The organism is Pseudomonas sp. GL-RE-26 (genome assembly GCF_019956275.1).
Classification (GTDB): Bacteria; Pseudomonadota; Gammaproteobacteria; order Pseudomonadales; family Pseudomonadaceae; genus Aquipseudomonas; species Aquipseudomonas grandcourensis.
The window spans coordinates 67,661-88,192 of sequence record NZ_JAHBDI010000010.1; the positions used below are offsets into that span (position 1 = coordinate 67,661).

Here is a 20,532-nt window from a genome sequence, read left to right on the forward strand (position 1 = left end):
GGCCGTTCCAACCGATTGCACCCGCTGTCCGGAGAAGTGAGCACTAACGCCTGAGGCAAAAGTGCAAGTGTGCTCTGTGCCTGCTAACGTCAAACGCTGCAGCAGATTCCATGGCTTGCTGGCCACTGGTGAATGGAAAATACAGATGGTTGACCACAAAATCAGAGTCTTGCTGGTGGATGATCACAGCATCGTGCGTAATGGCGTGCGACGCATGCTGGAGACTGCCGGCGAGATCGACGTTACGGGTGAAGCAGAGACGGCACAAGAGGCAATGCTCCTGGTCCGGGAGCAGGATTTCGACGTGGCGCTGGTAGATATTCAGCTGCCCGACAAGACCGGCCTCCAGCTCCTCAAGCTCATGCGTGCAGAGAAACCCAAGCTCGCCGTTCTGATGCTGAGCATGCATTCGGTCGAGGCCTATGCGTTACGCGCGATCAAGCTCGGCGCAGCGGGATACCTCACCAAGGATATTTCCGCAGCCACCCTGGTTACGGCAGTTCGCAAGGTGGCCTCAGGCGGCAAGCACGTCAGTCCTGAGCTGGCAGAAAAACTGGTCAACGCTATCGGCAGAGGCGACGGGGCACCCCACGAAGCGCTATCCGACCGGGAGCTTGAAGTACTGAAGCTCCTCGCTTCAGGCGAGAGGATTGTGCGCATCGCTCAGATATTGCACTTGAGCCCGAGTACCGTCACGACGTACCGGGCACGTATCCTGGAAAAAACCGGGATGGACAGCAACGCGAAACTCGCCCGCTATGCACTCGAAAACGGCCTGTTGACTTAGAACACCCAGCCATCGACGCAGCCGGGCCACTCAACCGTTCTCGGCATCCTCCACACTCTGCGGCACATGCCCAGCTTCGCCGGATCCAGCCCGCTTGTAGTGGAATCACTACAAGCGCTTGGCCGATTTCGCCACAAAGAAGTCCTGCTAACGTCGATAGCGGGGTCCGTTCCAATCAAGCATATTTATCCCTCGGCAAATTTTCATCCGCTCAATGGAGTTGTCTTCGTCAACGTCTTGTACAGCCATTTTCAAGAGTCAGAAAAGACTCCGGAATCGATATTCGCAAGTTGAGCAAGGAGTACACGCTGCATTCATGTTGAATCAATGTTCTAACTAGAGGACGTCATGATGATAGGTTATTGGTTATGTGCGTTGCTGTGGGGTGTGGTGCTGCTGGAGGAGATCCAACTCATGCCCCTTCAGGAATGGAAAGACGAGGGTCTGAAAAAAGTTCTGTTGTTGCGCCGGACCAGAACCCGGACCGGCTACTTTATTGCGTTGATCGCGGGCGCCATGTGCCTTTATAGCGAACTCCTGGTGGCGCCGGTCGATCAGAGCATTTTCAATCCGGAGCTGATACTTGCCCTGTGTGGTGTTCTTTGGGGTGCTTATCTTTCCGTAGTCTGTATTAAGGGCAAGCGATAGACGCCTATCATCCGAGGTTAGCGGACGAGTTCCAGGCGCGCGGCATTATTGATTGGGATAAGCGAAAGGATCTGAGGCGACGGAGCATAATGCTCGTGCTGTCGAGGCGGATTCAACACACTGGATTGGGTGTAGGCGGGATCTTGGTCAAACCGGCGCTGGCAGCACCTTGGGTGCTACCAGCGAGGCTAGAGGCTGCACACTTCTGTCAGCCGGGTTTGTGTGAACTGCTAACAGCGGGATTTACTGGCTAAAGCTGAACGTCCTTGTTCAACCTGGCTTCACCATCCAGCCAGGGCGGCGTTTCCTGCTGACCAGGTGCCTTGCTCCTTACGCGCTTCGGTGTCTCTGTCTTTTGCCCAGGCAGTGAGCAGTACCATCGCCCCAAAGCCGCCGACGATGAGAACCGGATAGGCTGCCAGCAACTCCACCAGCGAGTACTTCCAGGCCAGCGGACGACCAACACCCAGCATGGCGGCATAGAACCACGACACGCCAGAGAGGGCGCCGGAGAACAGCGCCAGCATGCGCAGGCTGAAGGAGAGTTTGAGTAACGAACCGGCTTTTTTCAGCGCCGGCAATACAGCGCTATGCAACAGGTAGCCGTTAAAGGTCAGCAGCACAACGATGCCAATCTTGGCTTGCAATTTTGGATTGAGGAAATACTCCATCCCCTTGCCGGCATAATCGATCCCGACAATGCCAATGCCCGTAATCCAAAGCGCTACAAGTGCAAGCGATACGGTTTTTTGAAGGCTTTCCATGTGCGCGTCATCTTGGTGACCTGACGCATCCCCCTTCAGGAGTTGCTTGACCATTGCAATATCACTGGTCAAAACCAGCCCGATTGCAACGCAGCAGGCGATAAGATGAAAATATACAACGCCCAAACGCACATATTCCACGGTGGACGAAGAGAACATACTAAGTTCCATGGTGACCTCTTGGCTTCAATAGTGAATCAACTTGGCTTTCGGCACGGCTTGATTGGGATTTACCGTTGCTGACTGCCATTTAGATCCAGCAATTGTTATCAGTTAATCTTGCGACATTATGCCGTCAAGATAATAGTGAGTTTCGCGAATGAACTATTAGTCATTCGATCATGTCCATTTTCAGGTAACAAAAAACATCATCCGCACTAAGTGCATATGAGGTTTAACTTCCGCTTCTGGGGGGCTGAGAGGCCCGGAACCCGATCGACTGGTTGATCAGGCAATGCTGGTTGGGTCGGCGGGGCTTCCACCCCATTCGAGGAAACGGATCTTGTGAACCTCGCCTTCGCTGTCTTCGTAGACCAGGGTCACCGGTACCACGCCGGTCTTGTCGGATGTATCGGTGCGCTGCAATACCCGCTTCACATCGATTTCCATACCGTAGTGGTATTCGACGGCTGAGACATGCGCGCCGGGTTCTTGCAGGCTGTTCTGGTCGAAGACACTGGGTGCGAGACTGGAAATCACTGCACTGACGATTGTGGCCATGCTCATAAGGCTGTACCTCCACTGACGTTTGCTTGACAAGGACCTAATGTGACACGTGGTGAAAGTGAAGTTCATTTCACCGCGACGAACGCGCCCGATTGAAAAGCCTGTAGTGGCTGCAAACTCCCGGCAATTCCCCGCGCTTGACGCCTCTCGACCATTCGTCCTTTAACCCCCGTATTTGTTGGTCAAAGTCCGTTTCTGAAGGAGGTCATGACATGTCATGACTGATTTTCACGCAGATGAATCATGCTTTCAGGCAGGGCACCAGGCTGTAGTTGGCTTGTACTTCGACGATACGCAGTTTGCACCGTGGCGGCAGCGCTCAGGCTGTCTGCATCAGGCTGCGCAATTGGAGAATCGCCTGCGCAATCGGGGAGGTTGGCGGGCAGTGCAATCGCTAGTTTAGGGCCCATCCAACAACAAGACCTCGCTGAAGGAAGGCTTATGCAATACAGGCTTGCCATCTCCCACTGTGTGCCCTGCGCTTTTGAGTCGACTAAGGGAAACCTTTAGCCGGGTTGAAGTTTTCCCCCCTACGGATGCTGTTCATCTCGATATCGGCGCGGCGCCTGCTGGCTTACCTTGGGTAGACAGGAGGCGTGTCGTCGTGGCGGACTGTTCCATTGAGCCCGCCTGGCGTTTTACCCCATAACAACAATAGGCCTGACAATGCTCGAACCCATCGTCCTTTATATCCCTGATGCAATCCGCCTTCCTGCGCAAGAAGGCTCGGTGTTCGGCTGCCGGCATTTTTAGTTTTTAGTTCAAATCTGCTCCTATAAATACAGTGCCCAGCACATACAGATGTGGAGAAGTTAGATGTTTCAGGTAAAACAATCTTGCCGTGGGCTCGGTATTGCCAGCGTGTTGGGAATTATCTGTTCGCCATTGGCAGCCTATGCCGATGTTGTTGATGACAGTCACTTGAAAGTGGATACGCGCAACTTCTACTTGCACCGCAACTACACCAATACCAATGCGCCGTTTTCGCAAGTGCATAGTTGGTCTCAGGGTTTCGATGCGCAGTTTACTTCCGGTTACACCGATACGGCCCTGGCGATCGGTCTTGATGTGGATGCGCAATACGCCGTGCGCCTGGATTCGTCGGGCAACGACGGGTCGCTGCCCTTCAGCATCCGCGACCAGCAGACGGCCGATGATTACAGTCGCGCTGGTGCAACCTTCAAGATGCGCTACAGCAAGACCGAGTTGAAGGTGGGTGACCTTCGCCCACAATTGCCGGTGGCATACGATGACACCAGTCGGCAACTGGATACGATCTATCAAGGGGCGGTGGTCGAGTCCAAGGAAGTCGATGGGTTGACGATGACCGGTGGCCGGTTCTGGTCTGCCGTGACACGGGAGTCTTCCAACCACGAGAAACTGTACAAGTTTGGCTCCACCGATAATCTCGACAGTGACGGCCTGGACTTCGGCGGCGCAACTTACGACATTACCAAGAACCTGCAAGCCAGTTATTTTTATGGCGTGTTGCACGATATTTATCAGCAACACTATTTCGGCCTGATGCATATGGCTGACTTGGGTAATGGCTACAAACTTAAAACCGACTTGCGCTACTTCAATAACAATGAAGATGGCAATGCCTTGAACGGTGAGATCGACAACCGTTCCTACGGTGGCTTGTTCACCTTGCTCAAAGGCGCCCACATGTTTGGCCTCAGTTACCAGCGCATGCTCGGTGACAGCGTGTTCCCGACGATGAACGGTTTTATCCCGCAACCTTACCTGGTGCACTGGTCGTCCCTGGGGTTTGTCCGCCCGGGTGAAAAGTCCTGGGGCGCGCGCTACAGCTATGACTTTGCCGGGATGGGCATGCCGGGGCTGAAGCTCTACACCCGCTACATCAAGGGTACCAACTGGAACCGTGGCAACAACCTGAGCGACAACCAGGAAAGCGAACGTTTTCTGGGGCTCAGCTACGTGGTACAGAGCGGGGCGCTACAAGGCCTGGGGCTGGACCTGCGCAACATCGATGTGAAACAGAAGTACGGCTACGACTACAACGAATTCCGTGTCGCCACGACCTACACCTGGAAGTTCTGGTAAGCCCGGTCCATTCAGAGTTCGACCCCATAACAATAAGAGGCCTGACCATGTTCGAACCCTTTGTCCTTTACATCTGCCCCGCAACTTCCCAGTCGGTGTGCTGTGCACCGTCACCCGGCGCGCTGCGCGCATGAGCGGATTCCAAGAGGAGCAAACACTAGTGAATATCCAGGTCGATAACGCGGTCCTGCAACGGCAGAAGAAGAAAACCTACATTTACGAGTGGTACGTGGTCGGCCTGTGCATGATCGCCTACATCTTTTCATTTGTGGATCGGCAGATCCTGGCGCTGATGATCGAACCGATCAAAGCCGACCTGCAGATCAGCGACACCCAGTTCAGCTTGCTGCACGGGCTGGCCTTTTCGTTGTTCTACGCGTTCATGGGCATGCCCATCGCCTATCTGGCGGACCGCTTCTCCCGGCCGAAGATCATCGCCGTCGGCGTCGTGTTCTGGAGCCTGGCGACTGCCGCCTGCGGCATGAGCAAGAACTTCCTGCACATGTTCCTCGCTCGCATTGGCGTCGGTGTCGGCGAAGCGGCCCTGTCGCCCTCGGCCTACTCGATGTTCAGCGACATGTTCCCCAAGGAAAAACTCGGCCGCGCAGTGGGCATCTACTCGATCGGCTCGTTCGTCGGTGGTGGCCTGGCCTTCCTGGTGGGCGGCTATGTGATCGCGATGCTCAAGGACATGAACACCATCGAGGTCGCCTTTCTCGGTGCGATGAAGGCCTGGCAGCTGGCGTTCTTCATAGTCGGCTTGCCCGGTCTCGTGGTCGGCCTGTTGATCTGGCTCACCGTGCGCGATCCGGCGCGCAAAGGCCTGCAGGTGGATGCGCAGGGGCGGGCGAAGAAGGTCGCGATGAGCGATGGCTTGCGTTTTCTTGGTCGCCACCGTGCCACCTTCACCTGTCACTATCTGGGCTTTTCGTTCTACGCCATGGCCCTGTTCTGCTTGATGAGCTGGAGCCCGGCGCTGTACATCCGCAAGTTCGGCCTGTCACCGATGGAGGCGGGCTACATGCTCGGCACCGTGCTGTTGGTGGCCAACACCGCCGGGGTACTGTTCGGTGGATGGCTCACCGATTATCTGGCCAAGAAAGGTCATCAGGACGCTGCCATGCGCACTGGCGTCATTGGTGCCCTCGGCATGGCGGTGCCGGCCGTGCTGTTCCCGCAAGTCGATCAACTGTGGCTGTCGGTGACCCTGTTGGTGCCAGCGATGTTCTTCGCCTCGTTCCCGATGCCAGCGTCCACGGCGGCGATGCAGATCCTCGCGCCGAACCAGGTGCGCGCACAGGTCTCGGCCGTGTTCCTGCTGATCAGCAATCTGCTGGGTCTGGGCCTGGGCACTACGCTGGTGGCGCTGCTGACCGACCGCTACTTCGGCTCGCCGGCGGCGGTGGGGTCGTCGATGTCGCTGGTGATCTGTGGCGCATCGGCGTTGACCGTACTTCTACTATGGCGTGGTTGCCGTCATTTCCGCGAAAGCTATGCCCGTGAGCACCCAACCCGGGCTTGATTGGTCATAGTCCACGATCGGCGCCCCGGCCTCGCTCCTGTTAAAGGGAGCGGGGCCGAGGTGCTCCAGGTCAGGAGAACCCTTGATGTTGAATGATGTACACCTGTTGGAACGGCACAGCCTGCTCAGCTCGGCCGATTACCGCGAGATCAAGGATAAGGTCAGCCAATACCTGTGCCCGCACAGCTTCAACGTGCTGCGTGACGAGCCCATTTACACTCGGCTCAACGGCGTATTCTTCGGCGATTCGGCGCTTCTCGACCTGCGCTATGGCGCGCCGGTGGAGATCACCATCGGCGACATTGCCGATCAGTACCTGTTTCGCATTACCTTGCAGGGGCATTGCGAGGTGGCCCATGGGCGGCGCAGCGCGGCGATGCAGTCGGGCTATCTGAGCGTTTCCTCGCCGTTCGCGCAAAGCCGCATCGTCACCGATGGCGAGTGCCGCAACCTGATCCTGCGCGTCGACCGTGATGCCTTGGAGACCCAACTGCAGCGCATGCTCGGCCGCAGCCTGCGGCAGTCGGTGATCTTTGATGTCAGCGTCGACCACCTGGGCGCCGGCGTCGTCAGCCTCTATCACACCCTGGATTACATTTGCCGGTTGTACGGCAGCGGCGTGGACGGTTCGCGCCTCGCCAGCGGCCTGTCCGAATACCTGATGCAACTGCTGCTCACACAGTTGCCGCACAACTACTCGGCGGATCTGTTGATCGATTCGCGCGCGCCGCTGCCGCACCACGTGAAGAAGGCCCGTGACTACATCGAGGACCACCTCGACGAACCGATCAGCCTGACGACCTTGAGCGAGCTGTGTGGCGTCTCGGTGCGCACCTTGCAGAACGGCTTCAACCAGTTCCTCCAGCAGGCGCCGGTCGAGTACATCCGCGACCGGCGCCTGGCGGTGATCCACGAGTCGCTCAAACAGGGCAGGGCCGGTGAAACCGTCACCGATATCCTGTTGCGTCATGGCATCAACAGTTTCGGGCATTTCTCCAGCGCCTATCGGCATCGCTATGGCTGTCTGCCGTCGGACACACTGCGGCGGCAGAAGCACTGAGACTCCTGCGCAATCCGTCATTCGGCTGCGCAATCGGATGAGTCTGTGGCGGTGCGGCTCGATAGGATCGAGTCTCTAACAAAAAGGAGTATCTGCATGAATATTACTGTGCTGGGTGGTGGTCACGGCTGTTACGCCGCTGCTGTCGAAATGGCTGAAAAGGGGCACCAGACCCGCCTGTGGCGTAGAGACTCCGCCGCGCTCAAGGAACTGCTGGCCATCGGCAGCCTGACCATCAAGGACTACAAGGGCACTCGCAAATTGTCCGTCGGAAAGCAGGGCGACAAGCTGTCGTTCACCGACGACCTGGCCGAAGCCCTGGGCGATGCGCAACTGGTGATCATCCCGCTGCCGTCGACCTCCCACGAAGACCTGGCCAAACACGTGGCGCCGCACCTGCACGACGGTCAGGTGGTGTTCCTGCCGCCGGGCACTTTCGGCAGCTTCGTGTTCGCCAAGGCCATGGCCGATGCGGGCAACCGGAGCAAGGTTGCCTTCGCTGAAACCGGCACGCTGCCGTACCTGGTACGCAAACACGGCGCCAGCGACCTGGTGATCAGCGGCTACGCCAGCCGCCTGCCGACCGGCGTATTCCCCAGCAATCTGTCCGAGCATGCTTTTGCGGTGCTGCGTGAAGCCTACCCGAGCGTCGAGCCGATTGAAGATGCCCTGAGTGGTGCGCTCATGAACGCCGGCCCCATCATCCACCCGCCGCTGATCATGATGAACGCAGGTCCCCTGGAGCATTTCGAGGCCTGGGACATTCACAACGAAGGCACCCAACCGTCGATTCGTCGCGTGACCAACCAACTGGATGCCGAGCGCATGGCCGTGCGCGAAGCACTGACCTACGGCGCGCCGCACTTCCCGCTGGCCGATCACTACAACACCACCGAAGGCGATGAGTGGATGTACGGTCGCGGTGCCCACGGCAAGCTGACCGACAGCGGTGATTGGCGCGAAGACATCGACCTGCAGAAACATCGCTACATGCTCGAAGATACCCGCCTGGGCCTGTCCTTCCTGGTGTCCGTCGGCCGCTGGGCCGGTGTGCCGACTCCGGTGGCGCAGGGCTTGCTGAGCATTGCCTCGGTCGTCGCGGGTCGTGATCTCTACGCCGAGGGCCGCACCCTGGAAAACCTCGGTCTGGCCACGCTGAACCGGGCGCAGATGACCGAACTGCTGACCAAGGGCTACAACTGATGAACGCCGCGCTGCCCCAAGTCAGCGTGGTCGGCGCTGGCCGGATGGGCGAGGGCATTGCCCTGGCGTTCATCCATGCGGGCCTGCCGGTGACCCTCATCGATATCAAGGATCGCGCCGAGGAAGAGCGGCACGGCTACTTCGAGCGTGTGCGCAACAACATCCGCAGCGAATTGCAGATGCTGGTAAGACTCGGCGTGCTCCAACTGGAACAGGCGGACATCGCATTGTCCCGGTTGACGCTGCAATCCAGATCAGAGGCCGTAGAAGCTTTGCGCCAGTGCGACCTGGTGTTCGAAGCGGTACCGGAAGTCATCGCGGTCAAGCAGCAGACCTTCGCCTGGGTCAGCGAGCATGTCCCGGCATCGACCATCATCGCGTCGACCACCTCGACGTTTCTGGTCACCGAGTTGAGCGAAATGGTCAGTGAGCCGCAGCGCTTTGTGAACGCGCACTGGCTCAATCCGGCGTACCTGATGCCGCTGGTGGAAGTCAGCCGCAGCGAAGCGACCTGCCCGCAGGTGGTCGAACGGTTGCTGCAACTGCTCAAGCGTATCGGCAAGGTGCCCGTGGTGTGCAATCCGGTGGCTGGCTACATCGTGCCGCGCATCCAGGCATTGGTGATGAACGAAGCCGCACGGATGGTGGAAGAGGGCGTGGCCAGCGCAGAAGATATCGACACGGCGGTACGCGTCGGGTTTGGTTTGCGCTTCTCGGTGCTGGGCCTGCTTGAGTTCATCGACTGGGGCGGCGGCGACATTTTGTACTACGCCTCGCGTTACCTGAGTGGAGCGCTGTCACCGCGCTTCGAGTCGCCACAGGTGATCGCCGACAACATGCAAAACGGCCGCAATGGCTTGCGCGATGGCCAGGGTTTCTACGACTACCGAGACATGGACGTGGACGCCTACAAGCAGCAGCGCCTCGGCGACTTTGTGCGCAAGCTGGAGTTGTCGGGATTGACGCCAGCGTTCGATGGCGCCTTGAAGCAGGTCTGAGCATCAGGGCCCGGAGGCTGGGCCCTGACACGCTTCACGCATGACGATTTCCCGCTCCTACAGACAGTACTGGCTGGTGGGCAGCACGTCGATCTTGTCGAAATCGATGAAGTGGCTGCAGCTGTCCATCATCGCCGCCAGGTTGCGCTGGAATTTTGCTTCGTCTCCCGCCGCATCGAAAAAGGCCATGGGATCGGTCATGGCCGCTGGCGGAAAACACTCTTCGACGATGGCATCGATCCGTGGGGCGCCGTGGGTCAGTGCCGACACCACCAGGTTTTGCACGTACTGGAAGTTGGCTTGCGTGTCCACGGCCACTGCCGTGTGATGGTTGCGCCAGATGTCCAGCCAGGCCTCTGGGGTCAGGCGTGGAGGGCGGGTCAGCAGGGCCAGTTGGGCAAACCCGTGGGTACGCTCACCGGGTGTTGCAGGGAAGCGAGTATTGGCGATGGCGACCGACTCGCAGACCAGGTAGGCGGCCATGCGCGCGGTTGCCGCGCTGATCAATTGGTCGAACGGGAGACGAGCCGGCCCGTTGGCACTGTCCAGCCACAGCGACAGGCTACCATCGGGCAATGGCCGGTTGTTTTCCTGGCGCAGGCCGGCGGCTGGCTGTACATCGGCATCGGCCAGGTTCAATTGCACACCACGGGCACCGAGTGCCTGCAATTGCCCGGCGACCTCACTGCGCAGGCGACGGGCGAAGGTATCAGGACTGACTTGAGTATCACGCCACAGCAGATAGATGACTTTTTCCACAGCTATCAAGCTCCTCGTTGCGGTTGATGGATGGCGCAGCGGTCGTGCTGCCTGGTGCATCCGGATGACCGAAAATCCTCGGCGTCATAGTCAATCAAGGGCAGCCCCGGGTAATACCTCAAACAGACTATTGACCCGCAATATGAGGGCAATGGCTGAGGCTTCAGGTTCGGGCTCGACGCCGGGCAGCCCTGGAGAACAGCAGCTAAGCTCTCTTGCGCTGGGGCGACAGTGGAAGTATTGCCTCGGGATGTCTATTTCCGGCAAGGGGGCCACCCGTCATGAGTGCCGAACAGCGTCATTACAGTCCGCCGACCCTGCTGGTGGTCGATGACACGCCTGATAGCCTGATGCTGATGATGCCTACGTGAACCTTGGACAGGGCGCGTAGGTGTGTCGCCCTGTCCTCCTACTTAGGACAGGATCGTGATTTCAATCTCTCCGTTCATCCCCCATCTGTTCATCCAGTTGTCAGAGATTTCTCGCCTGTTCATGCCGATAGGAGACGCGCAGCTATGCTGAAGTCATTGCTCGTTATCGCTATCGGCGCATCACTTGGGGCCTGGTTACGCTGGTTGCTGGGTATCAAACTCAATGCCCTGTTCCCAACTGTTCCGCCGGGCACCCTGATTGCCAACATGGTTGGGGGATACATCATCGGTTTAGCGATTGCCTTCCTGGCAGCAACGCCATCGCTGAGTCCCGAATGGCGACTACTGATCATTACCGGCTTCTGTGGGGGGCTGACAACCTTCTCTACGTTCTCAGCTGAAACTGTCACCTTGATTCAGGAGGGCAGATTGTTTTGGGCGATTGGTGCCATATCGCTCCACGTCGCTGGCTCACTGGTGATGACTGCCGCAGGGCTTCTCTCGTTTCAATTTGGCACACGCTAAAGAGGTGATCAGTCATGAAAGGGTTTCTGGTGATTTTCTTTACCCAACAGAACCGCCGTCATCATGGAAAAATGCTCGGTGACTGGCTTGTCGATCTGGCCAAAGAAATGGGGCTGCGTGGAGCCACTCTGGCAACCGCTATTGAAGGCTTCGGACATTCGGGAAAACTGCATTCCTCGCATTTTTTTGAGCTGGCTGATCAGCCAACCGAGATCCGTCTGGCAATTACTGAAGAAGAGTTCACTCGCTTGTTTGAGCGCCTTGAGGCCGAGGAAATTTCCTTGTTCTACATAAAAGCCCCAATTGAATTTGGAGCCGTTGGCATGCGGGCTGATCCAGACGATCGCGCAGGTTGAAATGTGAGCATATGGATTGCTGCAAGGAGATGCCTGCTCTTGGCCGATTTCTGCCTGCCACGACCGGCTGAAACCGACCCGTTGCGGTCGCTAATATGAAGGGAACCCCCCTACACGCGCATTCCCATCTCGAGTGCACGTGTCTCAAACCCCAACTCTGTGTACAGGTGCGTGGCTCGTGCATTGAACGTCCACACAGACAGCCTTCGATTGCCGACGCAGCGGGCGAGTGAGATTACGCAGCTGCTGCCGCACAACTGGACTCCCGCCAAATAACGTAAGCTGGGATGTACGGATGCTCACGTTGAAACTCCACATGGAAGACTTGGAATGACTCGAATTATTGAAATCCTGATGTACACCTTGAAGCCAGGATCGGGATTGGATTTTCATCGAATAATGCAGAATGTAAGTGTTCCGCTTCACCTGGAAGCTGGCATAGATGTCGTTTCTTATGGCGGCTCATTACATGATTGTGACAGCTATCACCTGATTCGCTCCTTTGAAAGCGAGAGCCATCGCCTAGCATCTCAAGATATTTTTTATGCAAGCGCTGCCTGGAAACAGGGCCCGCGAGCAGACATTATCAGTCGGATTGAAGTCAGTACAACGACAGTTATGGCGCTCACTCGAGACGTAATTGATGCCATCAGAGCTTCCGTAGATCTATCTAAAGCCGATGCTCAATCAGCGTAGCCATCGGCAAAAGTATCAGGACGGTAGCCTCTCGGCGGTCAGTGCTGGTGAAGCAGTGTTGCCGGCATCCGAGCTGAGCGATGCGCTCAAGCAGATTCGTGAATTGCAGCGGATGCTGGGCATTCAGTACCAGGTTCATACAAAGACTCAGTGTTGCGAGCTCCAGCGATGTGAACCGTGAGATCAAGGTTTCTTCGCAGAGCTAGCGGGACAGCCTTAGAACCAGCGATAGGGGATAAGCGGACTGTGGATCCTCACGAAGCGGCTCAGTAGGGTACGTAGCGCAATGGTCTCGGGGACTCCGAGCTGTCGCATCATCGTTTCCTCCACCTGCTGACTCTGGCTGATGATGCGAGCGACGACTTTCTTGCCTTCAGGTGTCAGGAAAATTTGCGCGTGGTCCTCATCGTCCGGTGCGGTGCGTTCGTCATCGATGCGTATCAGCCCTCTCGCTGCCAGGTCGTTTAACGATTCAGGGCCGACTTCCCGTCCGGTGTACGCGGCGAGGGAAATCAACTCGTGGTAGGTGCGTCCTTCCCGCGTACCCAGTGCACTGAGAACCAGGTACTCGATGTTGTTGAGTTTGAGCTCAGAGGCATGTTCCTGCGTCCTGGCGGAGAAGTGCAGGTATGCGCTGGCCAGCAAATAGCCAAGGGGGCTGGCTTCGCTGACGTTACGAGGGTCCTCGTCAGGAGGTGGCATGATGGTTTGCGCGGTGCTGGTGGCGATGGCGTAGTTGCCACTCTGGAATACCAGCGGAGGGGTATCGGACTTGTCGAACTTGAGTACTTCGCCCACCAGGATGATGTGGTCGCCGCCATCGTAGATATGGGCCGTGCGGCACTGCAGCCGAGTGGTGCAGCCGGCCAGCAGCGGCGCCGAGCCCAGGCCGCCCTCGTACTCGATTCCGTCGAACTTCTCCGGCCCGGAGACGCTACGGGCGAAACGCGCCGAGAGTTCGCCCTGGTCGTGGGCGAGGATATGCACAGCCCAGTGGCTGGCGTTTTCGAAGGTGGCGAGGCTCTGTGATTTGCGAGCCAGGCTCCAGAGCACCAGTGGAGGGTCCAGGGACACAGAGTTGAAACTATTGGCCGTTACGCCGACGGGGGCATCGTCCTGGTCGCGAGCTGTAATGATGGTGACACCCGTGGTGAACGTCCCCAGAGCGTGGCGAAACTCCCGGGGATCCAGTGTGGTACTGCCATGTTTCAGCTGGCCGGCTTGTGAGCGTTGTGCGTTGTCATTCATGCCCGTTTTCCTCTGGTACTGGGAGCCGTATCTGTGGCTTGAATTGTCTAACGTGCAGCACTTTCCAGCATGGTCAGAACGGACGATGTTTGTTGATATCGAGGTGATTTCAAAACTGCGTGAGGGCCAAGGAAAGCGGGCATGGACGAGATTTTTGTGGCTCAGGCTGGATGTCGATTGAAATGGACCTGATCTGCGCGATTTCGTGTGCGCTGGACATTGATTTCATGGGAAAAAAAGCCCCCGTAAGGGGGCAGGGGTAAACGATGTCTGATGTCGGGACCTGACAGCGTCAGTGGCTGATTGCGCGTTCACGCGCCATGTCCAGTGCCAGGTCCTCGATCATGTCCTCCTGGCCGCCGACAGTCTTGCGTCGGCCCAGTTCCAACAGGATCTCGTGGGAGGGCACGCCGTACTTCTTTGCGGCACGTTTGGCGAACAGCAGGAACGAGGAGTAGACGCCAGCGTACCCTAGCATCAGCGAGTCACGGTCGACCCGGACGATGTGCTCCATCATCGGGAACACCTTCTCTTCGGCGACATCAGCGAGCTTGAACACGTCCACGCCCGTAATGATGCCCAAGCGATCGCAGACCGCATTGAAGACTTCCAGCGGCGTGTTGCCGGCACCGGCACCTAGGCCAGCGGCGGAGCCGTCGATGCGATTGGCACCGGCTTCAATGGCTGCCAGCGAGTTGGCTATGCCCATGCCGAGGTTGTGGTGGCCGTGGAAGCCCAGTTCGGTTTCCGGTTTCAGCGCCTGGCGAACCGCGTCGATGCGTACGCGAACGTCTTCGGGCAGCATGTACCCGGCCGAGTCCGTGATGTAGAGACAGTTGGCGCCATAACTTTCCATCAATTTGGCCTGTTTCACCAAGCCGTCGGCGTCGAGCATGTGTGCCATCATCAGGAAACCGACCGTATCCATGTCCAACTTGCGGCCGTACTGGATGTGCTGCTCGGAAACGTCGGCCTCGGTGCAATGGGTTGCCACGCGAATGGTGTGTACGCCGCAGTCATGTGCCATCTGCAGGTGATCGACGGTGCCGATACCGGGCAGCAGCAGGGCCGATACCTTGGCCTGTTTCATTTGCGCGATGACCGCCCGCAGGTACTCCTCGTCGCTGTGTGCCGCAAAGCCGTAATTGACGGAGGCGCCGCCCAGGCCATCGCCGTGGGTGACTTCGATCAGTTGAACACCGGCTGCGTCCAGGCCGGTGGCCACATCCACCATCTCCTGCAGGGTGATCTGGTGGCGCTTTGGGTGCATGCCGTCGCGTAATGACATGTCGTGCAGTTTGATTTGCTTGCCGCGTAAAGAGGTCATGGCAATTTCCATTCGAGAGTGGTTAGGCGTTCAGCATGTCTTCGGCAAACATTTCCGCGGTACGGGCGGCGGCCGCGGTCATGATGTCCAGATTGCCGGCGTACTTGGGCAGGTAGTCGCCCAGGCCCTCCACCTCCATGAAAATCGACACGCGATTGCCATCGAATACCGGTCCGTTTTTCAACGTGTAGCCGGGCACATACTTCTGTACTTCCTTGATCATTGCGTGCACCGACTGGGTGATAGCCTCGCGATCCGGTTCGCTTTCGGTCAGGCAGTGAATGGTGTCGCGCATGATCAGCGCAGGTTCGGCCGGGTTGATCACGATGATCGCCTTGCCTTCCCTGGCTCCACCGACCTTGACCACCGCGCCGGCAGTGGTGCGGGTGAACTCGTCGATATTCTTGCGGGTGCCGGGGCCGACCGAACGCGACGACACCGTCGCCACGATCTCGCCATAGGCAACGGGCTGCACACGTGACACCGCGTGGACCATGGGAATGGTCGCTTGTCCCCCGCAGGTCACCATGTTGACGTTCAGCACCTGCTTGCCCAAGTGATCGGCCAGGTTTACCGGTGGCACGCAGTACGGGCCGATGGCCGCAGGCGTGAGGTCGATCATCAGCACGCCCAGTTCATTGAGCTTGCGCGAGTTCTCGGCATGTACGTAGGCGGAGGTCGCGTCAAAGGCGATCCGGATGTCGTCGGCCTTGACGTGGGGCAGGAGCCCATCGACGCCTTCGCAGGTGACGTTCAGGCCCATTTCCCGGGCGCGCTTCAAACCGTCGGATTCGGGGTCGATCCCGACCATCCAGACCGGCTCCAGCACTTTGCTGCGTTGCAGTTTGTAGAGCAGGTCGGTACCGATGTTGCCGGGTCCGATCAGGGCGCATCTGATTTTGCGTGTCATGGCCAGTTCTCTCGCATCTAGGGAGGGCAGAGTCAGTCGGTGAAGCGAATCGAGGCGCAACCGATACCCGTAATGGTCAGCTCGAAGTGGTCGCCAGCTTTTACGGGTACCAGGGGAACCAGCGATCCCGACAGGATGATTTCGCCAGCGAGCAGGGGCATGCCGAAGGTACCCAAGGTATTGGCCAGCCAGGCCACGGCCTCGGCTGGGTGCCCTTGCACGGCCGAGCCAAGCCCACTGGAGTGTGGCTCTCCGTTGCGCTTCATATCCAGGCGGACATTGGCGAGGTCGAGGCCGGCAGGGGAGACGCGCGGGCTACCCAGGACGAAGACACCGCAGGAGGCGTTGTCGGCAATGGTGTCCTGTATGGATATCTTCCAGTCGCAGATGCGCGAATCGACGATCTCAAAGCAGGCCATGACCGAGTCAGTGGCTTGCAGCACATCCCCCAGGGTGACGCCGGGGCCCATCAGGTCGTGCTTGAGGATGAAGGCGATTTCACCTTCTGCACGGGGCTGGATGAGGTTGGCCTGGCTAAGGCTGACGCAGGCATCGTTATCGAAATGCATGCGGTCGGTGAGGAAGCCGAAGTCCGGTTGGTGGACGCCGAGCATTTCCTGCACGGCTTTGCTCGTCACTCCGATTTTCTTGCCGATGACCTGCTCGCCGTCGGCTTTACGCTGTTCCAGAATGGCCAGTGAGATGTGGTACGCATCTTCGATATCCAGCGAATCGGTGGTGGTCAGCGGCTCGATCGTCTCGCCATTGCGTAGCGCCCTGTAGAGACGTTCGGCAAGTCGCTGGCGCAGTCGCGTTTTTTCCTGCGAGGCACTGGAGGTGTGTTCGATTACGGGGGGCATTGGACTGTCCTCTTGTCGGGCTTGTCCAAATCATGCCGGATGTGTCGGCGCGTGCCCTCACCCGCATGCAGTAGTTTCAGCACTCTTTCTGCATCACTGCATTACTACGGAGTCGTGGTAATCAATCTGGACGAGGCGTCCGGGGTTGAGAAGACCGCATACTGGCGACAAATTACAGGTGGCCAACCAACCCGTTACTGGCGTGCGTCCTGAGCCTGGCGCTCTCTCTGCCAGCAGCGTCATCAATCCTGTTCCTGTTCCTGTTCCTGAGGTTGCATCTTCAATGAGCCTTCCGAGTCTGTTCATTCCTCATGGGGCGGGTCCCTGCTTCTTCATGCGCTGGGACTTCGGCCCGGCCGAGATGTGGCATTCACTGGGGGCATGGCTGCAGGGCCTGGCGTCGAGCCTGCCGGAACGGCCGAAGGCCATCCTGGTCGTTTCCGCTCACTGGGAGGCAGAGCGCTTCACGCTGACGTCCAGTCCGGCCCCTGACCTGATCTACGACTACAGCGGATTCCCGGCGCACACCTATCGACTGCAATACCCGGTCGCCGGCGCACCCTGGCTGGCCAGGGATGTGTGCGAACGCTTGCGCGGCGCAGGGCTACCGGCAACGCTCGACGACACACGCGGACTGGATCACGGTGCGTTCATCCCGTTCAAACTGATCTATCCGCAGGCGGATATCCCGATGCTGCAGCTGTCACTGCGCAGCGATCTGGACCCGGCAGCGCACCAGACTGCCGGGGCGGCGCTGGCGGGTTTGCGAGAGGAGGGGGTGTTGATCGTGGGCAGCGGCATGTCTTTCCACAATATCCGTGCATCTGCAGAGGACCTGGCTGCGCGGGCGCAGGCATTCGATGACTGGTTGCTCGATACGCTGATGGGGACGCCGGAGGAACGCAGTCAACGCCTGTGCCATTGGGTCGAGGCACCGCAGGCGCGTTTCGCCCATCCGCGCGAGGAACACTTGCTTCCGTTGCTGGTGGCTTGCGCTGCAGCAGGTGACCAGCCCGCGCGGCGCGTTTACGCCGAGCGGCTGGGGGGCCTCGTCGCGGTCTCGGCTTATCGCTTTGGCTAGTCGTTGCGGCTGTCGGAGGGGGCCTTGATCTCGATGTCGCCTGGGCCGAAATAGGCGCGCATGGAGGTGATGAGCCCGGCTTCGTCGAAGGTCATCACATCGATGACCCGCACCCGCGCTTCGCCCTGGGGTAGCTTCACCACGGCATCGAAAGCCATTGCGCCAGCATCGCCGTGAGAGGCGCGGACCGGTGCGCAGAGCTGCAGGGTGGCACCGTTGGCCATGGCGCTGCGGTAGAACTCGACGATTTGCGTCTTGCCCTCGCGCGGCGACGAGCCGTACGGGTCTTCCACCGTTGCGTCGTCGTGGTAGAGGGCGGTGATGGCTTCCAGGTCATTGCGGTTGAAGGCGTCGATGTAGGCCTGAAGGGCGCTTTTCATTTGGATTTCCGTTGGCATGTCTACTCCTTGCTCAGGCGATTGCCTGCTGGTTTATGGCGGATGTGGTTTGCGTAAGCGGTTGGAACTCCACCCTGGTCAGATGCACCGAGGCTTCCCACAACCCGGCCGCCACCTCTTCGCAACTCACGGGAGAACTGCAGGTTGGCGCGGATCAAGGCCGATTGGCTGCGCTCGCTCATGGGGTGCTCCCCTGGTTCTTGTCGTGGGGGATGGCCAGTGTCGTCAAGGCGGCCAGTGCCAGCAGAGCGGCGGTGCAGCCGAGAGCGAGGGCGTAGGAGTGCCGCTCGGCGAGCACCCCTATGAGAATGGGGCCGATGACCATGCCGAGGTCGGCGGCCATCTGGTAGCCGGCTATCACCGTACCCCCACGGCCATCGGCGGCGTCACCGGCGACTGCGGCTGCGGCAGTGGTGCAGAACGCGGTTCCGAGCCCCATCAGTGCGAGCCCGCCCAGGTAGGTTGCCAGCGATTGCCCGCCCTGGATGAGCAGGAAACTGCTCAGTACCAGGGACATGCCCACCATCAGGCTTGGCTTGCGGCCCCAGGTGTCCACCCATCGGCCAGCCTTGGGCAGCAGCAGTGTCTGGGTCAGAGCACCGACAGTCAGACCGATGCCGATCCATTTCGCCGGCTGGTTGAGCACCGTCAGCAGGAACAGCGGCAGGACGGAAACCCTGACCCCGTAAACGGCAAAGCCGATCGCGAAATTGCTGGCGATCGCGGATCGGTAAGAGGCCAGGCGTAGCGCCTGGCCAAAGCTGACCGCCGCTTGTCCGGAGTCGCTCGCCGCGCTGTGACCGTGGCGCAGGTGGCGCAGCAGCAGTGCCGCGACCAGGGCCGCCGTTCCCGTTCCGGCTCCGTAGAGGAAGAACGGCAGGCGCACAGACATGTCCACGAACAGGCTGCCGATGGCGGGACCGGCGACCGTCCCGACGTAATAGGCACCCATGAACAGCCCCGCCGCCCGCCCCCGGTGGCTGGGGGCGGTGGTGCGCAGCATGAGGCTCATGGCCGATACGCTGTAGAGGATCGAGCCCATTCCGCACAGACCGCGCCATGCCAGCAACTGCTCGGCGGAAGCGGAAAAGCCGGCGGCAACGCTGCCCAGCGCCAGGAGCCCAAGACCGCCGCACAGCAACCGGTACTCGCCCCAGCGATTGACCAGTCTGCCGCCTGGCCAAGCCATCAGCAGGCGGGCGAAGGGGAAGGCCGCAATGATCATGCCGATCATGCTGCTGCCCACCCCTAGCGCCTGGCCGAACAGCGGAATGGCCGGTGACTGGATGCCGAAGCCCACGGCGGAGATAAAGCTGATTACGCACAGGCAGCGCACTTCCGTGGAAATGCCGCCGAGCCAGCCGGTGTCTCCAGCGCCTCTGGACATGCTGTGCTCAGCGCCCATGAAAGACCGGCTGGCGCTTTTGCGCAAAGGCGCTGGAGGCTTCCTTGTGATCTGCGCTGAGGAAGGTCGCCGCTTCCAGCTGCAGCCCCAAGTCGGTCACCAACTGGCTGCGCTGGCGCAGGATCTGGTTCAGCGCGCGCTTGGTGCCCTGCAGCGCGAGAGGAGGGAGGGCGGCCATGCGCTCCGCCATCTGCAGCGCCTGATCATGCAGCTCCGTGGCCGGCATGGCCCGTAAGGCCAGACCCAGCCGGGCAGCTTCGCTGCCACTGAGTCGCTCGCCGGTCATCAGGTAGTACTTGGCGGCGCCGAGGGGCATGCCCAGGGGCCAGGCCAGCGCGCCACCATCGCCTGCGACCAGGCCCATGGGCACATGGGTGTCGGCGATCTGGGCGTCGTCGGCGATAAGCACCACATCGCAGAGCAAGGCCAGTGTCGCCCCCAGCCCCATGGCGTAGCCCTGCACCGCGGCGATAATCGGCTGTGGCACATCGAGGAAGCGCTCGATCAGGTTCCCGGCGCCGCGGGTGACCAGGGCCATGGTTTCGCATGGGCTCTGCTCGATGGCCGGCGTCTCGGCAAACGCCTTGACGTCGCCACCGACACAGAAGGCCCGTCCTGCACCCTGCAGCACCACGGCCCGGACGCTGGTGTCGTGGCGCAGGTCGGCAAGGATGGCTTCGAGGCCTTCATGCATATCGGCTCCTACGGCGTTGAGGCGTTCGGGGCGATTGAGGGTCAGCACCAGGACATGGTCCCGGAGCTCGGCGAGGATACTGTTAAAACGTCCGTAATCGGTCATGGGGAAACTCCGTTTTTGTTGT

General features: G+C 59.4%; 21 protein-coding genes and 1 pseudogene. 11 read left to right on the top strand and 11 right to left on the bottom strand.

The genetic code is table 11. The annotated features are described in order from the left end of the window. The first annotated feature begins 145 nt into the window (after positions 1-145). Together KGB07_RS07210 and KGB07_RS07215 are read left to right on the top strand one after the other, a co-directional pair. Positions 146-787 (top strand): response regulator transcription factor, encoded by a 642-nt coding sequence (locus KGB07_RS07210; RefSeq protein ID WP_223465049.1) that lies wholly within the window; start codon positions 146-148, stop codon positions 785-787. Positions 788-1,135: 348 nt separating this feature from the next. Further along, entirely contained in the window at positions 1,136-1,435 is a 300-nt protein-coding gene (locus KGB07_RS07215; RefSeq protein WP_046038256.1) for a hypothetical protein, read from the top strand. 281 nt (positions 1,436-1,716) lie between these two features. Here KGB07_RS07215 and KGB07_RS07220 read toward each other — a convergent pair whose 3' ends face one another. Continuing rightward, entirely contained in the window at positions 1,717-2,370 is a 654-nt protein-coding gene (locus KGB07_RS07220) for a hypothetical protein (protein ID WP_046038255.1), read from the bottom strand. 276 nt (positions 2,371-2,646) lie between these two features. After that, positions 2,647-2,925 carry a DUF2790 domain-containing protein gene (locus KGB07_RS07225; protein ID WP_008001371.1) on the bottom strand — a complete coding sequence of 93 codons (279 nt, stop codon included), beginning with the start codon at positions 2,923-2,925 and terminating at the stop codon, positions 2,647-2,649. 816 nt (positions 2,926-3,741) lie between these two features. Between KGB07_RS07225 and KGB07_RS07230 the strand changes: the two genes are divergently transcribed. The 5 genes from KGB07_RS07230 (at position 3,742) to KGB07_RS07250 (ending at position 9,775) form a co-directional block, all read left to right on the top strand. Next, the gene (locus KGB07_RS07230; protein WP_223465050.1) at positions 3,742-4,992 is read left to right on the top strand and encodes an OprD family outer membrane porin; all 1,251 of its coding nucleotides are present in this window, start codon (positions 3,742-3,744) and stop codon (positions 4,990-4,992) included. A 160-nt stretch (positions 4,993-5,152) separates the two neighbouring features. Then, positions 5,153-6,514, top strand: coding sequence for a spinster family MFS transporter (locus KGB07_RS07235; protein ID WP_046038251.1), 1,362 nt, complete (start codon positions 5,153-5,155; stop codon positions 6,512-6,514). 85 nt (positions 6,515-6,599) lie between these two features. Beyond that, the gene (locus KGB07_RS07240) at positions 6,600-7,574 is read left to right on the top strand and encodes an AraC family transcriptional regulator (protein ID WP_223465051.1); all 975 of its coding nucleotides are present in this window, start codon (positions 6,600-6,602) and stop codon (positions 7,572-7,574) included. A gap of 96 nt (positions 7,575-7,670) precedes the next feature. Then, positions 7,671-8,777 (top strand): NAD/NADP-dependent octopine/nopaline dehydrogenase family protein, encoded by a 1,107-nt coding sequence (locus KGB07_RS07245; protein WP_223465052.1) that lies wholly within the window; start codon positions 7,671-7,673, stop codon positions 8,775-8,777. Continuing rightward, complete coding sequence (locus KGB07_RS07250) at positions 8,777-9,775, top strand: 3-hydroxybutyryl-CoA dehydrogenase (protein ID WP_046038247.1); 999 nt, start codon at positions 8,777-8,779, stop codon at positions 9,773-9,775. The genes KGB07_RS07245 and KGB07_RS07250 overlap by 1 nt, the downstream gene beginning before the upstream one ends. 57 nt (positions 9,776-9,832) lie before the next feature. On the opposite strand, the gene KGB07_RS07255 is transcribed toward KGB07_RS07250, so the two are convergent. After that, positions 9,833-10,534 (bottom strand): EthD domain-containing protein, encoded by a 702-nt coding sequence (locus tag KGB07_RS07255; protein ID WP_046038246.1) that lies wholly within the window; start codon positions 10,532-10,534, stop codon positions 9,833-9,835. Positions 10,535-11,049: 515 nt separating this feature from the next. On the opposite strand from KGB07_RS07255, the gene crcB reads away from it, so the two are divergent. Beyond that, complete coding sequence (gene crcB / locus KGB07_RS07260; RefSeq protein WP_046038245.1) at positions 11,050-11,430, top strand: fluoride efflux transporter CrcB; 381 nt, start codon at positions 11,050-11,052, stop codon at positions 11,428-11,430. A gap of 14 nt (positions 11,431-11,444) precedes the next feature. Next, a complete protein-coding gene (locus tag KGB07_RS07265) occupies positions 11,445-11,786 on the top strand; it encodes a DUF190 domain-containing protein (RefSeq protein ID WP_223465053.1) in 342 nt (113 codons plus the stop codon). 110 nt (positions 11,787-11,896) lie between these two features. Here KGB07_RS07265 and KGB07_RS29660 read toward each other — a convergent pair. Continuing rightward, positions 11,897-11,992: pseudogene (locus KGB07_RS29660) on the bottom strand (GNAT family N-acetyltransferase); the annotation flags it as partial. A 124-nt stretch (positions 11,993-12,116) separates the two neighbouring features. Between KGB07_RS29660 and KGB07_RS07270 the strand changes: the two are divergent. Beyond that, a complete protein-coding gene (locus tag KGB07_RS07270) occupies positions 12,117-12,482 on the top strand; it encodes an NIPSNAP family protein (RefSeq protein ID WP_223465054.1) in 366 nt (121 codons plus the stop codon). A 216-nt stretch (positions 12,483-12,698) separates the two neighbouring features. Here the strand turns inward: KGB07_RS07270 and KGB07_RS07275 are convergent, their stop codons facing one another. The 4 genes from KGB07_RS07275 to KGB07_RS07290 form a co-directional block, all read right to left on the bottom strand. Beyond that, positions 12,699-13,730: a flavin reductase gene (locus tag KGB07_RS07275; RefSeq protein ID WP_223465055.1), complete on the bottom strand. Its 1,032-nt coding sequence runs from the start codon at positions 13,728-13,730 to the stop codon at positions 12,699-12,701. Between the two features lie 292 nt (positions 13,731-14,022). After that, positions 14,023-15,057: a 4-hydroxy-2-oxovalerate aldolase gene (gene dmpG / locus KGB07_RS07280; RefSeq protein ID WP_046038239.1), complete on the bottom strand. Its 1,035-nt coding sequence runs from the start codon at positions 15,055-15,057 to the stop codon at positions 14,023-14,025. A gap of 22 nt (positions 15,058-15,079) precedes the next feature. Then, complete coding sequence (locus KGB07_RS07285) at positions 15,080-15,967, bottom strand: acetaldehyde dehydrogenase (acetylating) (protein ID WP_046038238.1); 888 nt, start codon at positions 15,965-15,967, stop codon at positions 15,080-15,082. Between the two features lie 32 nt (positions 15,968-15,999). Beyond that, positions 16,000-16,827 (bottom strand): fumarylacetoacetate hydrolase family protein, encoded by an 828-nt coding sequence (locus tag KGB07_RS07290; protein WP_223465058.1) that lies wholly within the window; start codon positions 16,825-16,827, stop codon positions 16,000-16,002. A gap of 283 nt (positions 16,828-17,110) precedes the next feature. Between KGB07_RS07290 and KGB07_RS07295 the strand changes: the two genes are divergently transcribed. Next, positions 17,111-17,908 carry a DODA-type extradiol aromatic ring-opening family dioxygenase gene (locus tag KGB07_RS07295; RefSeq protein ID WP_046038236.1) on the top strand — a complete coding sequence of 266 codons (798 nt, stop codon included), beginning with the start codon at positions 17,111-17,113 and terminating at the stop codon, positions 17,906-17,908. Here the strand turns inward: KGB07_RS07295 and KGB07_RS07300 are convergent. The 3 genes from KGB07_RS07300 to KGB07_RS07310 form a co-directional block, all read right to left on the bottom strand. Continuing rightward, positions 17,905-18,288 (bottom strand): nuclear transport factor 2 family protein, encoded by a 384-nt coding sequence (locus KGB07_RS07300; protein ID WP_223465059.1) that lies wholly within the window; start codon positions 18,286-18,288, stop codon positions 17,905-17,907. The genes KGB07_RS07295 and KGB07_RS07300 overlap by 4 nt on opposite strands. Positions 18,289-18,484: 196 nt before the next feature. Further along, positions 18,485-19,693, bottom strand: a complete 1,209-nt coding sequence (locus KGB07_RS07305; RefSeq protein ID WP_223465060.1) for an MFS transporter — start codon at positions 19,691-19,693, stop codon at positions 18,485-18,487. A 7-nt stretch (positions 19,694-19,700) separates the two neighbouring features. Further along, on the bottom strand, positions 19,701-20,510 hold the full coding sequence (locus KGB07_RS07310) for an enoyl-CoA hydratase/isomerase family protein (RefSeq protein ID WP_223465062.1): 810 nt from the start codon (positions 20,508-20,510) through the stop codon (positions 19,701-19,703). Between the last annotated feature and the right edge of the window lie 22 nt (positions 20,511-20,532).

Bases quoted from the DNA above. Each gene is read 5' to 3' on its own strand.
- KGB07_RS07210 (WP_223465049.1), top strand. From the start codon at position 146: ATGGTTGACCACAAAATCAGAGTCTTGCTGGTGGATGATCACAGCATC.
- KGB07_RS07215 (WP_046038256.1), top strand. From the start codon at position 1,136: ATGATGATAGGTTATTGGTTATGTGCGTTGCTGTGGGGTGTGGTGCTG.
- KGB07_RS07220 (WP_046038255.1), bottom strand. From the start codon at position 2,370: ATGGAACTTAGTATGTTCTCTTCGTCCACCGTGGAATATGTGCGTTTG.
- KGB07_RS07225 (WP_008001371.1), bottom strand. From the start codon at position 2,925: ATGAGCATGGCCACAATCGTCAGTGCAGTGATTTCCAGTCTCGCACCC.
- KGB07_RS07230 (WP_223465050.1), top strand. From the start codon at position 3,742: ATGTTTCAGGTAAAACAATCTTGCCGTGGGCTCGGTATTGCCAGCGTG.
- KGB07_RS07240 (WP_223465051.1), top strand. From the start codon at position 6,600: ATGTTGAATGATGTACACCTGTTGGAACGGCACAGCCTGCTCAGCTCG.
- KGB07_RS07245 (WP_223465052.1), top strand. From the start codon at position 7,671: ATGAATATTACTGTGCTGGGTGGTGGTCACGGCTGTTACGCCGCTGCT.
- KGB07_RS07250 (WP_046038247.1), top strand. From the start codon at position 8,777: ATGAACGCCGCGCTGCCCCAAGTCAGCGTGGTCGGCGCTGGCCGGATG.
- crcB (WP_046038245.1), top strand. From the start codon at position 11,050: ATGCTGAAGTCATTGCTCGTTATCGCTATCGGCGCATCACTTGGGGCC.
- KGB07_RS07265 (WP_223465053.1), top strand. From the start codon at position 11,445: ATGAAAGGGTTTCTGGTGATTTTCTTTACCCAACAGAACCGCCGTCAT.
- KGB07_RS07270 (WP_223465054.1), top strand. From the start codon at position 12,117: ATGACTCGAATTATTGAAATCCTGATGTACACCTTGAAGCCAGGATCG.
- KGB07_RS07275 (WP_223465055.1), bottom strand. From the start codon at position 13,730: ATGAATGACAACGCACAACGCTCACAAGCCGGCCAGCTGAAACATGGC.
- dmpG (WP_046038239.1), bottom strand. From the start codon at position 15,057: ATGACCTCTTTACGCGGCAAGCAAATCAAACTGCACGACATGTCATTA.
- KGB07_RS07285 (WP_046038238.1), bottom strand. From the start codon at position 15,967: ATGACACGCAAAATCAGATGCGCCCTGATCGGACCCGGCAACATCGGT.
- KGB07_RS07290 (WP_223465058.1), bottom strand. From the start codon at position 16,827: ATGCCCCCCGTAATCGAACACACCTCCAGTGCCTCGCAGGAAAAAACG.
- KGB07_RS07295 (WP_046038236.1), top strand. From the start codon at position 17,111: ATGAGCCTTCCGAGTCTGTTCATTCCTCATGGGGCGGGTCCCTGCTTC.
- KGB07_RS07300 (WP_223465059.1), bottom strand. From the start codon at position 18,288: ATGAAAAGCGCCCTTCAGGCCTACATCGACGCCTTCAACCGCAATGAC.
- KGB07_RS07305 (WP_223465060.1), bottom strand. From the start codon at position 19,693: ATGTCCAGAGGCGCTGGAGACACCGGCTGGCTCGGCGGCATTTCCACG.
- KGB07_RS07310 (WP_223465062.1), bottom strand. From the start codon at position 20,510: ATGACCGATTACGGACGTTTTAACAGTATCCTCGCCGAGCTCCGGGAC.